We start from the raw sequence: 13669 nt of genomic DNA, 5'->3' as shown, positions 1-13669 counted from the left end.
TTCCTTTTGTTTGTTTTCTCAATAGCTGTGGCAACAACCTCATTTAAAAGAGCCGGCCCATAGCGAAGCGTGGACCGGCTCTATATATTTAGATATCCGTTGAAAACATATACTTTTTATAGTGATACCTGATGCTGAATATTAGGCCCATGGCCATCATATTCCCCATTAGCGAGCTTCCTCCATAACTGATAAATGGAAGTGGAATCCCCGTAATCGGTAAAAGGCCTACCGTCATTCCGATGTTCTGAAAAACATGAAACGTTAACATGCTGATAACACCAACACAAATATATGTATAGAAGTTATTTCTCGTTTCCATTCCCGTTTTTGTTATATGGTAGATCAAAAGGAAGAACAAGGAGATGATGATACTTGATCCGATAAAACCAAATTCTTCTCCGATTATACTGAAGATGAAATCCGAATGACTCTCAGGTAAATACACTTCTCTCGACCCAATTCCCTTTCCTGTGGTCTGACCAGAGCCGATAGCTAACAGAGACTTGGTCAAGTGATAACCTTCAGCGCTCGCATAATTATAAGGATCCAGCCAGGAATAGATGCGGCCGAATTGATAGGATTTTACTCCCAAGTATTTTTCCAGAAGTTCTGGCTTCCAAAGTACAAAATATAGAATCGTAGAAGCGACAACAATTCCTCCTGAGACTATCGGAAGCAATATTTTCCATGAAACCCCTGAAATAAAAACCATTCCAAGCATAATCGACAGTATGACAAGCGCGGTTCCTAAATCCGGCTGTTGCATGATTAACAAAAGCGGAGCACCCGTCACAAGACCGATTTTAACAAGCAACCATAGATCCGTTTGAATCGTTTTCAGCGTGCTTTTGAGATGATGGTTTGATATAACATTTGCTAAAGCCAGGATCAGGAAAACCTTCATGAATTCCGATGGCTGAATCGAACCGACTCCCGGAATTTTGAACCAGCTTCTTGCACCATTTAATTTAGGTACGATGCTTTCCGGCATAAGGATCAGCAACAAAAGCAAAAACAATCCGAATCCATAGGCATACCAAGAAATTTTTTTCAACTGATCTGAATCTAGAGTAATAAACCCTAATACGATTCCAATTCCTACTATATACCAAAAAATTTGTTTAATTAAGAAGTTTTCAGCGTACTGTCCAGTCGTTTGGGCACTATAGATTGCTAAGCAACTTCCAACGCATAACAACAGCAATATTGTGACCAAAGAAAAATCTATTCGTGATGAAAATTTATTTTGTTCTTCCATACTTAACTCTCCCTTAAAAAGGCTCCTGCGATACATCTTTTAATACACTTATTCATTATACTTTAAACAAATAAAATCACAACTATATCGCAGAATAGATTACAGGCTGCATGGAGTTATAAGCATGCAGCCTGTTAGTTGGAGATACTAAGAATGTGATTCCATTGCGCTTCTGCGTTTCAAAAATCTACTGACTAATCCATGGCTTGGAGAAAAAAGAAATGCCAATCCGAATAACAGAGCGGCTGCACCTACCATGCATCCCGATATCGAGGCATCTAAAACGGTAGCTGAAAAGTAACCGATAATAGAACTGAGTATTCCAACCCCGATACTGACCAAAATCATCCGACTTAAACGGTCTGACAGCAAATAGGCTGTTGCCGCTGGTATAATGAGCATCCCGACTACCAAAATTGAACCTACACTATCAAAGGCGGCTACTGTCGTTAGCGAAATAAGGCTCATCAGTAAATAATGAAAGAACAAAACCGGAATTCCCATCGCAGCCGCAAGTGATGGATCAAAGGAAACAAGCTTAAACTGTTTGAAGAAAAGAAAAATCAGAATAAGATTGAGAATAAAACAACTGCCAACAATCCAAACAGCTTTTGGTCCCGCCTCGAATCCGCTAATTGTCATCGTATTCCATGGAGTATAGGCAATTTCTCCATACAGGACATGCTCCAGGTCAAAATCGATTTGTTGCGTATACAAACTCACTAGTACAATCCCTGTTGCAAAAAGAGAGGTAAACACAATGCCGATTGCTGCGTCAGACTGAACGCCTGAAGATTGAAAAAGCTGGATTAAGAATACTGTAAGTAACCCTAGTGCTGCTGCCCCGATCAGCATTGGAACCGAGTCACGTGTCCCGGTTATTAAAAATGCCAATACGATTCCTGGTAAAACGGAATGACTGATTGCATCCCCAATCAATGTCATTTTTCTGACTATCAAAAAGCAACCTAATACACTGCAAGAACCCGCAACTAGTGCCCCGACTAAGATAATCCAAAAATCATTCATAATGGATGGCTCCCTTTCCTTTTATCCTGTTCGAGAGAATATTTCTTTTTCGTTGATAGCCTTCTCCATACAGTTGAAAGAACCCCACGTTTAGGAGCAAAAAGCATGGAAAAGAAAAACCATACCGTCGCGGACAAGACAATTAATGGACCTGTCGGCAAATTATTGACCGATGTACTGATTAACGTACCTGATACACCGCTCAGCATACCGAATATTCCAGACAGGATAACCATGATATGCAGCCGCTCTGTCCAGTACCTAGCAGAAACAGCCGGAGTAATGAGTAAAGATGCCATCAATACAACTCCTACTGCTTGAATACCGATGACCACGGCCGCCACGATCAGCATCATAATGAAATAGTCTAGAAAAACAACCGGTAAACCTATTCCCTTAGCAAATCCCGGGTCGAAGGACAGTAATTTAAATTCCTTAAAAAACACGGTACAAGTGAAGATGAGTATAAAGGAAACAGTCATCATCATATAGACATCCGACATGACCATTGATGCAGTCTGCCCAAATAGAAATGTATCCAATCCACTCTGGTTTCCATATTCACTCTGCTGGATTTGCGTAAGTAACACAATTCCAAAACCAAAAAATGAAGATAACACAATTCCGAGTGCAGCATCTTGCTTGATCTTACTGTACCTCGTAAGTACGCTGATTAGGAAAACTGCCACTAAACCAGCCAAGGCTGCTCCTATTAGAAAGAAGGAAGTAGATTTCACCCCAGTTAATATAAAAGCAACGCAAATTCCTGGCAATGCCGCATGTGCGAGCGTGTCACCAAGCAAAGACTGCTTTCTGAGGTAGGCAAAACTGCCGATGACTCCACTGCTTAATCCGAGGAACATCGTGCCAAGCAGAATCCACCGTGTATTCGGATCATTAATAATATCCAGTAAATTCATCATGTACACCTCATTTTAATAATAGACCGGACTGTGCATCTGATAATATCGCTAAGCGGCCCCCGTATGTTTCCTGTAAGTATTCGGGGATAAATACCTCTTTTGTCGGTCCAATTTTCATAACCTTTTTATTCAACAGCATCGTCCAATCAAAATATTCCTTTACTGTTGATAAATCATGGTGCACAACAAGAACTGTCTTGCCTTTTTCCTTCAATTCCATCAGCAATTGAATGATCGCTTTCTCTGTTGCTGCATCTACCCCTACAAATGGTTCATCCATAAAATAAATATCCGCTTCTTGTGCTAAAGCACGAGCTAGAAAAATCCGTTGCTGCTGCCCGCCTGAGAGCTGGCTTATCTGCCGGTTAGCGTATTCAACCATCCCCACTTTATCCAAGCATTCCATTGCCTTATGTCTTTCAGCCTTTCCTGGTCGCTTTAACCAGCCGAGGTGACCATACCTGCCCATCATCACGACATCGAGCGCATTGGTTGGGAAATCCCAATCTACTGACTCCCTCTGTGGTACATAGCCTATACTCTTCCTCATCGATTTATAGGAAGATCCACTGATTGTGACTTCCCCGGATAGTTTAGGAATCAGTTCGAGTATCCCCTTTATTAATGTGGATTTCCCAGCTCCATTTGGACCTATGATACCGATTAGATTCCCTTCTGGCACCTCAAATGAGACATCTTCGACAACCGGTTTTTTATGATAAGCTATCGTTAAATTTTCTACCTTCAGAGCTGCCTGATACATTCTTTCTCCCCCTTATTTCAAAGCATTAACAATGGTATCTGTATTATGACGGACCATACCGATATATGTTCCTTCTTCAGTGCCTTTTTCCCCCATCGCATCCGAGAATAGTTCACCACCGATTTTCACTTTGTGACCTTGCTTTTCAGCTCCTTGAATAACCGCCTCAATAGCCTTCCTTGGCACGCTAGACTCTATGAATATTGCTTTAATTTTATTCTTCACAAGATAATTCCGCATATCAGTCACATCTTTTGACCCATATTCCGATAGCGTATTAATCCCCTGTAGCCCTCTTACTTCCAATCCATATGACTTGCCGTAATATCCAAATGCATCATGTGCCGTAACGAGCACTCGCTGATCTTCTGGTATTTTATTTATTTCACCCTGTACATATTTATCAAGTTCCTTTAACTGCAGAACATAAGCTTCATAATTTTCTAGATAACTTGCTTCATGGTCAGGATCAATGGCAATTAACTCTTTTTTTACCGCTTCCGCTGCAACCATCCAGAGCTTTACATCAAACCAAACATGCGGATCATGTTCCGTTGCACTTACTTTACGAAGTTGTTCCTCCTTGAAATCCTCCGTTACCGCAATCGTCGGTTTATCCTTGCTCATCATTTCAAAGATATCTGTCATTTTCCCTTCAAGGTGCACGCCGTTATAAAAAATCATGTCAGCTGAATCCAGTGTCTTCACATCACCCTGTGTTGCCTTATAAAGATGGGGATCGACTCCCGGTCCCATTAAACTAGTGACCTCCACATGTTTACCGCCAATATTCTCAACCAAGTCCCCAATCATCCCCGTTGTTGCGACGACATTTAACTTGCTATTGCCTTTATCTTGTTCAGTCGTATCATTTCCGCATCCCGCTAAAATGATCACAGCAGCAAGTACGCCACCAATAGTTTTTAAAAACCCCATCCTTATTCCCTCCCTTTTTCATCTTCCTAAAAATGTTTACCAAGCGCAAAATTTAGCTCAAATTTTTTTTCTGTCTATCACATTGTCGTAAATGCTAAAAAGTTTCCCGTACACAACTTATTTTATACTATACACAAATGTACTAAAAAAGTGCAACATTTTTATCTTTGACCACTATTCTTTATCATAGGATTTTGTCGAATGAAAATTATTTACACATTTTCAATTTGTAAAGTATACTTTACGTAAAGCTAGCTTTACATTTCTGAAAGGAGTTTAAGAATTTGAAAAATAACATTCGGGAACTACGCAAAGCGCATCAACTTACACAAGAAAAGCTGTCCGAACTTACAGGCGTGTCCCGACAGACGATTATTTCTATAGAAACAGGAAGATTCGACCCTTCCATCAAGCTTGCTTACAAGCTAGCGAAAGTGTTTCAACTGGCCATTGAAGATATATTTATATTTGAGGAGGAGTTATGATGGAGGATTTTAACTGGGGGGCCTTTTTAGGAATCACGCTTGGGATTATTTGCGGACTGACTGGATTATGGTGGGGACGCCGTGCCGCCGCCAAGCAACGGGGATTAGATGAACGATTTGACCTCATCCGAACTAGAGCACGGGCATCCAGTTGGTTTTTCCCAATTATTGGGACGTGCTTTTTTTTCTTGTTATTGCTTTTTGGAGTGAAGCTCTCTGTTGCAGCTGTCCTTGGCATTCTATTGTTCATTCATCTGGGCTCATGGGCGATCTTCGTTCTTTATTATCAAGCGAAGTTATAAGCCGTCAACATTCCATTCATTTTTCCGACTTCAAATATACTGCGAAGTAAGCTAATCCCAATTCGATACCGCATAGTACGATCAGACAGAGTAAAGTTTGGACCATCCTAATCTCCTCCTCTAAGACTTTTTTCAATCTTAAAGGATGAAACCCATACCAGAACAAGACCCTGAATAAAGAAATCTTTAGTTCTCTTATTCTCGCCTCTTGCTCTGAAATGGGTTTCATACGATACAATAAAAAAAAAGAAAAAACGGTGATCCTATGACAAATATTAAAGAAATTGCTCAATATGCAGGTGTGTCCGTCTCCACAGTGTCTCGTGTAATGAATAATCACCCATATGTTAGTCCTGAAAAAAGAAAGAGTGTTTTACAGGCCATTGACCAATTAAACTATTCGAGAAATATCAACGCCATTCATCTTTCAAAAGGCAAAACGAATCTAATCGGCGTCATCATTCCATTCACCAATCACCCCTATTACGGAGCAATCGTGCAAGGAATTACAAAACAAGCCAATGCTATCGGCTATCATATAGTCATCTTTCAAACACAATATGAAAGAGAAAAAGAAATTCAGGCATTGAATATGTTACAAATGAAGCAACTCGATGGCATTATCGTTTGTTCAAGAATTTCAGAAATGAAAGTCCTCTTGGACTATCAAAAATATGGACCAATTATCTTATGTGAAGATACAGCCCAGGCTGAATTATCGTCCATAAGCATTGATCACTATGCCGCTTTTTCCTCTGCACTTGAATACGTGGTTGCTAAAGGATATAAGAAAATCGGATACAGCCTCGGGCGAAAAAAGAGCAGAAACAGCTCCCTTCGTACAAAGGCGTTTAACGATATTATGAATAAGTATCATCTTTTAAATAAAAAAGAATGGCTGTTTGAAGGCAGTTATCACATCAAAGATGGTGAAAAATTGTTCCAAGATTGGAATTCTATGATAGATAAACCAGAGGCTATCATCATTACTAATGATGACACCGCGTCCGGATTCATTCTTACTGCCAACAAATTCGGAATGAAAGTACCAGAAGACGTGGCCATTCTAGGTTTTAATAATGATAGCCTCAGTGAGATGCTCGATATCACAACCGTTTCCTTACCGCTTGATTGGATTGGCAAAATGGCTGTTGATCTATTTGAAAATCCTGAAGTTATCAGACATGTAAAATTAGATTATACTCTTATGAAACGAAAAACTATTTGAATTATCTTAATTATCCAAATAAAAGATGTTTAAATGACAAACATTTAAACATCAAATTCAAGTGATACATTTAAAAACTAGGAAAAAATAACCTTGAAAAATAATCATTGCGCTATCTATAAGATTATTTTATAATTTTAATATAGTAAAGTTTACTCAATGACCTGCTGACATAGAAGTAATTGTTTGAACTTTATATTGAAATCGTATAGGTTGACTAGAAGTTGACGCAACGATTTATATATTTAGTATAAGAAAATTGAATACTTCCTCATTTACCGATGAGTTAGAGGCTGCGGCTTATAAAAGTAGTACGGACGAGATTCAGGAAAATTGACGACTCCGTTTGAAAGGATAAGTTGCCGAAGTTTAGATATGGTCCTTGTATATCTAGGCTGGCGGTGTTACCGAATAGGAACACCACTGTCACGTTTTATTAACGTGGGGAGCTATCTTCGGAAGGATAAACGGGTTTATTATAAACAGCCGTCGATCTTTTTCGACTGCTGTTTTTTTATATATCGTTCCCTTCCAATAAAAAGGAGTGTAACATCAATTGTCAAATTCACAAACAACATCAAATCCCACTGAGTTGAAAAGGAGCCTGAAAGCACGTCACTTAATGATGATTTCATTAGGTGGAACGATTGGAACAGGTTTATTTTTAGCAAGTGGCGGTGCCATCCATACCGCTGGGCCTGGAGGTGCTTTGGCAGCATACGCAGCCATTGGCTTCATGGTTTATTACTTAATGACAAGTCTTGCAGAAATGGCAGCATTCATGCCAGTAGCCGGTTCGTTCCGTGTCTACGCATCCAAATTCGTCGACCCATCTTTCGGCTTCGCGATTGGCTGGAACTATTGGTATAACTGGGCCATCACAATTGCAGCTGAACTGGCTGCCGTTGTCCTAATTATGAAATTCTGGTTCCCGGACAGCTCGTCCATTATCTGGAGTGCCGTTGCGTTAATTATTATGTTTCTTTTTAACTATATGTCTGTTAAAGGATTTGGCGAAGCTGAATTCTGGTTTGCTTTAATCAAGATCGTGACCGTTATCATCTTCTTAATCACTGGATTTCTAATGATTTTCGGAATCCTGGGGGGAAATGACCCAATTGGTTTTTCTAATTTCACCATGGGAGAAGGTCCATTTAATGGAGGCTTCTTCACAATTCTAGGAGTATTCATGGCAGCAGGTTTCTCTTTCCAAGGAACAGAATTACTTGGAGTTACAGCCGGCGAAAGTGAGAATCCGGAGAAAAATATCCCTAAAGCGATCAAGTCCGTTTTTTGGCGCATCCTTTTATTCTATATCCTTGCGATTTTTGTAATTGGAATGATTATTCCGTTCACAGATGCACGTTTATTAAGCGAAGATGTTGCCGTCAGTCCATTTACACTTGTATTTGAACGCGCAGGTCTTGCGTTTGCGGCATCGGTCATGAACGCAGTTATATTGTCATCTGTGCTCTCTGCTGGTAACTCCGGCATGTATGCTTCAACTCGTATGCTATGGGATTTGGCCCGCGACGGAAAAGCTCCGAAATTCCTTGGCAAGCTCGATAAAAGAGGGGTACCAGTGAATGCTCTTATCGCGACTTCTTTAGTTGGTTGCCTCGCTTTCTTAGCTTCATTTTTTGGAGACGGTGTTGTTTATATCTGGTTATTAAATGCTTCAGGTATGGCCGGATTTGTCACATGGGTTGGAATTGCGATTGCTCATTATCGATTCCGCAAAGCTTATGTAGCTCAAGGTCTTGATTTGAATGCTTTACCATACCTTGCTAAAGGATTCCCAACTGGACCGATTTTCGCGCTCGTCCTATGTATTTTCATTATCATTGGACAAGGCTATCAAGCTTTCAGCAGCAGCGGGATTGATTGGAATTCAATGTTTGTTTCTTACATTGGCCTGATCTTATTCTTCGCCCTATGGTTCGGCTATAAAATTAAGTATAAAACTAAAATCATCCCACTTGAGGAATGTGATTTTAAAGTAAAATAAGCGTTTTAAAAGGACCTGATTTCTTCTTCAAGAGGAATCAGGTCCTTTTTTTATCATTTCCCACCAGAAGACTCCCTCTTCAAGCGTGTGAAGGGCGAGAGCACAACGGTAAGGGGGAGATGAATCGAGGTTGGCATAAGCCAAAGTAATCTTTTTACAAACATACGTTCTATGGTTAATAATAACTATAAGGGGGTGAAACCAATGGTCGTAAACAAAGCTTATAAATTTCGAATCTATCCAACTAAAGAACAACTAGCTCTAATCAATAAAACGATCGGCTGCTCCCGTTTTGTCTATAACTTCTTTTTAGGCAAACAAAAGGAGAAAGATGCCTACTGGTATATTTGTGAAGAAATGAAGCAGAACAGCCAATTATCCTCTAATGAATGGAAAGGTTCTTTTCTGAATAAATACGCAACAATCAAAGAACTTCCAGCTTAAAGAAAGAGTATTCTTTCCTGAAAGAAGTAGACAGTATTACCTTACAGAAATCGGTGGAAAATTTAGCAGATTCCTATAGTCGATATTATAAAAAGCAAAACAAGTCACCACGATCGAGATATTAACGCAGGACTCAATCTAATGAATGAAGCCATAAGGCTTCTAACCGTAGGAACTACGGGAATAGCCTAATTAAAAATTGGCCGATAGGCTAATGTTCTTAGGAATCCCCCACTTCAATCAGACCGTAAGGTCGATAAGTGGGGGGTAGTTCAATTCAAATGATAAACACGGCATTCAAACGGTCGCAGAGGTTTAACGGAAATTTCCTCAATCGGCAGTTGTTCATAATTGCCGATTAACAGTGTAGCAGACATTGTATCTAACCCTTCAGGTATGGAATAGGAAGCTTCATAGTCTTTGAAATTACATAACACCAGCAGCTTTTCTTCATCAAGTGTTCTCGTATAAGCAAATATTTGTTCATCATCAGGCCATAGTAGTTCGTAACGGCCATAAACGACGATTTCATGTTTTTTACGTAATTGAATAAGCTTTTTATAAAAATGAAAGATGGAATTCGGATCGTTATAGGCTTTTTCTGCATTGATCAACGGATAATTAGAATTGACACCGATCCAAGGAGTTCCCGCTGTAAACCCCGCGTTTCTTGAGTCATTCCACTGAACAGGTGTCCTCGCATTATCTCGACTGCGCGCGTAAATGGCCTCTAGCATCCGCTCTTCTGTCCATCCACACGAATTCACAAGTTCCTCATAAGAATTCAGCGTTTCAATATCGCGGTATTCATCTATTCTTTCAAAGCAAACGTTGGTCATACCCAGTTCTTCGCCTTGATAAATATAGGGCGTTCCCTGAAGCATATGCAGACAAACAGCAAGCATTTTTGCGCTTTCTACCCGATACTTCCCATCATCTCCGAACCTTGAAACAATTCTCGGTTGATCATGGTTATTCCAGTATAAACTGTTCCAACCATCCTCCTCTAAACCAATCTGCCACTTGGAAAGAATCCGCTTTAAGTCACTCAATTCCCACTTTTTGTTACTCCATTTCCCTTCTGGTCCTCCCCCCAAATCCATATGTTCAAATTGAAAGACCATATGTAGCTCACCACGTTCTTTCCCTGTGAACAATTGAGCTTCATCAGGTGATACACCAGGCATTTCACCAACCGTTATCAAGTTATAACCTGAAAGCACTCGCTGATTAATTTCCTGCAAAAACTCATGAATGCGCGGACCATTCATGAAAAATGGACTTCCATCACCATGCTGCTTCCCATACCGGACATCCCCGTCCAAATATCGCTGATCTTTCGAAAGGAAGTTAATAACATCCATTCGGAAGCCATCGACTCCCTTATCCAGCCACCATTTCATCATGCTATAAATTTCTTCACGAAGCTCAGGATGTTCCCAATTTAAATCCGGCTGTTTTTTACTGAATAAATGCAAATAATATTCATCCGTTGCCTCATCATATTTCCACGCCGAACCTTTGAATATGGATTCCCAGTTATTTGGCTCCTTTCCATTCTTCCCAGGTCTCCAAATATAGTAATCCCTCTTCGGATTATCTTTAGAAGACCGGGATTCCTTGAACCATGAATGTTCATCTGACGTATGATTGACCACAAGATCCATCATGATTTTCATTCCACGTTCATGAACTGCCTTCAATAATCGGTCAAAATCACTCATTGTCCCAAACTCAGTCATAATCGAACGATAATCACTAATATCATAACCGTTATCATCATTGGGAGATTGGTAAACCGGAGAAAGCCATATCACATCTACACCCAGCTCCTGTAAATAATCAAGTCTCATCAATATTCCTTTCAGGTCCCCTATCCCGTCTCCATCGCTATCCATAAAACTCCTGGGATACACCTGATACACAACCGCCTCTTTCCACCATGTTTTGTCCATTTCCTCCACACCCTTCATTAAGCAAATTGACATAAATGTTTACATCAATACACCTATTATAAAGAGCGAAACTTCAGAATATTCTTGATTAACGAATCTATTTAAGGAATTTTTATATTATGGATTTTTTTCCTTATTCTGCGATTCCCGTTTGAATCATTTCAATATCTACAGCCAAATCAATTGGAATATGAGGATATACTTCCTCCCAATGTTTTCGATTAAAATTTCTTGTTTTACTTCTAGCGATATCACCCATCGCAATTGGATCTATATTATTTTCCTGAAACATAGTTAACATCTTATTTAGTTTTTTTTCAATGGCCTGCTCAGCTTTATTCTCAATATTTTTCACGTCGAGTGGTTTGCCCAAGTCATACCCTTGTACCTCAAGTATACTTGCCTTTATTTTCACTTCAATCCTGACCTTGGGCTCTTGGTTTGCATGTAAGATATCATAATGGACATGTGATTGAACGTTATTAATATCAATAAAGTCATTATCCTTCAATTTTATTTCATAACTCCCCAGTTTGAAGTTTTCGCTAAGTACTTTGAATAAGAAACCGTCCTCATAAGAAATATACTTACCAATGTACCTGTCCTTTTTAAACAGAGCTATCCCTTTCACCCGTACACGCTCGCCTGCTGTTTCCAATAATGGCATAACCGGATCAATTCCTTTACCATGACTGGCATATAAATAGTGGTGCAAATCGACATTAGGTAAATTCGTTCTGATGTTTTGTTCAATTAGCTCTTTTACTTGAACCCCTGGAGTTTTGGATAACTTCGGCTCTATTTTAACTACATCATCAGCTCTGCCATGAACAACAGCTAAATATAGATTTCTTCCTACCATTGGGTCACGCCTATATGTATCGACATAATCATTGAGGCCTTTTCCAGCTAATTCTTCACTATAGAGAATTACTGATAATCTACCACCAACAATTGGAAATGTGGTTTTAGAGTTTTCTTGCTGACGAGTAGCTTTTACGTCATGAGAAATAGCTTCATAAACTTCCTTACCTAGGTTTGCTTCCTCTCCAAGTTGAGGAACATTGACAACAACTGTTCCCTTAATCTTATGGTCACCAGCATCATCATAGCCAACGACTTCGGCAATTAAGATATCTTCTAAAATTTGCTTCTCCACTCCGCACGCTGTCATTAATACGCAACCTAATGTAATCAATAGTAGTTTGGTTTTCATGGTTTATGATCCCTCACTTTGTAAACAATCAACTGCCATAAAAATAAAAAGGGAAGGTACAGATACATCATATAAAAACCCATACGGGAAATGTACGTATTTAACAAATCGATTTTATTGCGATTATCCAAAAAAATACAAGACACTAAAATAACCATCAGAATAATAACTAACATTTTTTTCTGTCGGAACCCAAATACCCGTTTCGCACATCTGCTTGCAGCCCAGACTCCCAGGCATGCATTCGGTATCACCATAAAAAGCCACATAGAAATTCCTATGTATTCAAATCTTTCAATAAAGGGTAGGTCTACAATTTTCCATAACGTCAAAGTTGCCCAAATAACATCTTTCAGCTGATCCTGGTGATAGTATGCTAATGAGACAAGAATTGAGATGAGATATAGAAAAGTTGTATAAAGTGCCCCGAGATGGGCCCACTTTTGAGACCGTTCACGCTTTTTTATAAATGGATAATAGACCAAGAGCAGTTCAAAACCGAGATAATTCAGCGTCATCGACTTACATGCTTTCATAATATCTAGAAAGGAATGATCCAGGACAGGTGTCAAATTATAGAAATGAGCTTGTTTTAATGGGAAATACTTCAAAAGCATTAAGGGCAATCCAATCATCAGCCCGATCATACAAAAACCGGTGATAACTCTAAACCCTCCCGTAACAAAACTATAAACAAGAATCAGGATGATGGTTAATAACAGCGGGATATTAACACTAGGGAACATCCAGACCTGAATAACCTCTAAATAAGTCCTAATAATAATGATGGAAATCAATATAAAGTAGAGGATAAATACTATATTGAAAGCATTTCCTGCCCATTTGCCAAACAAATCTTGATGGACAGCAACCAAATCAAGTGTTTGTGGACCGCGTCCTAAAATTTTGTAGCACATCCAAAGAAGAATATTTATGATTAATCCTGAAATCAGGACTGATATCCAGGCATCTTGGCCTGCCTCTTTTGCTATGATCCGTTCAAATCCCAATACCCCTACTCCAATTTGCATACCTGGTATGAGGAAAGAGACAAAGAATGGAGAAATCTGTTTAGTCACATTTGTTTGAGCTTCCATGCTTTCTCACCGCTTTCTACAC

At 39.5% G+C, this 13669-nt stretch carries 12 protein-coding genes, 1 pseudogene and 1 riboswitch; of the genes and pseudogenes, 5 read left to right on the top strand and 8 right to left on the bottom strand.

What is annotated here, in order from left to right; translation table 11 throughout:
- Positions 1–88 precede the first annotated feature (88 nt).
- The 5 genes from rodA to JFU50_RS12035 form a co-directional block, all read right to left on the bottom strand.
- A complete protein-coding gene (gene rodA, locus JFU50_RS12055) occupies positions 89–1261 on the bottom strand; it encodes a rod shape-determining protein RodA (protein WP_201187241.1) in 1173 nt (390 codons plus the stop codon).
- Between the two features lie 147 nt (positions 1262–1408).
- The gene (locus JFU50_RS12050; protein WP_056524635.1) at positions 1409–2290 is read right to left on the bottom strand and encodes a metal ABC transporter permease; all 882 of its coding nucleotides are present in this window, start codon (positions 2288–2290) and stop codon (positions 1409–1411) included.
- Entirely contained in the window at positions 2287–3213 is a 927-nt protein-coding gene (locus JFU50_RS12045; RefSeq protein ID WP_053348671.1) for a metal ABC transporter permease, read from the bottom strand. The genes JFU50_RS12050 and JFU50_RS12045 overlap by 4 nt, the downstream gene beginning before the upstream one ends.
- A 7-nt stretch (positions 3214–3220) precedes the next feature.
- Positions 3221–3976: a metal ABC transporter ATP-binding protein gene (locus JFU50_RS12040; RefSeq protein WP_056524634.1), complete on the bottom strand. Its 756-nt coding sequence runs from the start codon at positions 3974–3976 to the stop codon at positions 3221–3223.
- A gap of 12 nt (positions 3977–3988) precedes the next feature.
- Positions 3989–4912, bottom strand: a complete 924-nt coding sequence (locus tag JFU50_RS12035; protein ID WP_201222711.1) for a metal ABC transporter solute-binding protein, Zn/Mn family — start codon at positions 4910–4912, stop codon at positions 3989–3991.
- 284 nt (positions 4913–5196) lie between these two features.
- On the opposite strand from JFU50_RS12035, the gene JFU50_RS12030 reads away from it, so the two are divergent.
- The 5 genes and pseudogenes from JFU50_RS12030 to JFU50_RS12010 all read left to right on the top strand — a co-directional run.
- Positions 5197–5397: a helix-turn-helix transcriptional regulator gene (locus JFU50_RS12030; protein WP_056524628.1), complete on the top strand. Its 201-nt coding sequence runs from the start codon at positions 5197–5199 to the stop codon at positions 5395–5397.
- The gene (locus tag JFU50_RS12025; RefSeq protein WP_201187243.1) at positions 5397–5699 is read left to right on the top strand and encodes a hypothetical protein; all 303 of its coding nucleotides are present in this window, start codon (positions 5397–5399) and stop codon (positions 5697–5699) included. The genes JFU50_RS12030 and JFU50_RS12025 overlap by 1 nt, the downstream gene beginning before the upstream one ends.
- Positions 5700–5964: 265 nt before the next feature.
- Positions 5965–6927 carry a LacI family DNA-binding transcriptional regulator gene (locus tag JFU50_RS12020; protein WP_201222710.1) on the top strand — a complete coding sequence of 321 codons (963 nt, stop codon included), beginning with the start codon at positions 5965–5967 and terminating at the stop codon, positions 6925–6927.
- Between the two features lie 279 nt (positions 6928–7206).
- Positions 7207–7387: riboswitch (Lysine riboswitch) on the top strand.
- A 96-nt stretch (positions 7388–7483) separates the two neighbouring features.
- Positions 7484–8935, top strand: coding sequence for an amino acid permease (locus JFU50_RS12015; RefSeq protein ID WP_242485361.1), 1452 nt, complete (start codon positions 7484–7486; stop codon positions 8933–8935).
- Between the two features lie 204 nt (positions 8936–9139).
- A pseudogene (locus JFU50_RS12010) lies at positions 9140–9492 on the top strand (helix-turn-helix domain-containing protein); the annotation flags it as partial.
- A gap of 159 nt (positions 9493–9651) precedes the next feature.
- Here the strand turns inward: JFU50_RS12010 and JFU50_RS12005 are convergent.
- The 3 genes from JFU50_RS12005 to JFU50_RS11995 form a co-directional block, all read right to left on the bottom strand.
- Complete coding sequence (locus tag JFU50_RS12005; protein ID WP_201222709.1) at positions 9652–11334, bottom strand: glycoside hydrolase family 13 protein; 1683 nt, start codon at positions 11332–11334, stop codon at positions 9652–9654.
- Positions 11335–11467: 133 nt separating this feature from the next.
- The gene (locus JFU50_RS12000; protein ID WP_201187246.1) at positions 11468–12550 is read right to left on the bottom strand and encodes a Ger(x)C family spore germination protein; all 1083 of its coding nucleotides are present in this window, start codon (positions 12548–12550) and stop codon (positions 11468–11470) included.
- Positions 12547–13647, bottom strand: a complete 1101-nt coding sequence (locus JFU50_RS11995; protein ID WP_201187247.1) for a GerAB/ArcD/ProY family transporter — start codon at positions 13645–13647, stop codon at positions 12547–12549. The genes JFU50_RS12000 and JFU50_RS11995 overlap by 4 nt, the downstream gene beginning before the upstream one ends.
- Positions 13648–13669 lie beyond the last annotated feature (22 nt).

This window comes from Peribacillus sp. TH14, from assembly GCF_016651145.1.
GTDB lineage: Bacteria > Bacillota > Bacilli > Bacillales > DSM-1321 > Peribacillus > Peribacillus butanolivorans.
The sequence above is the reverse complement of the archived record's forward strand: the minus strand, read 5'-3'. Positions and strand labels throughout refer to the sequence as shown.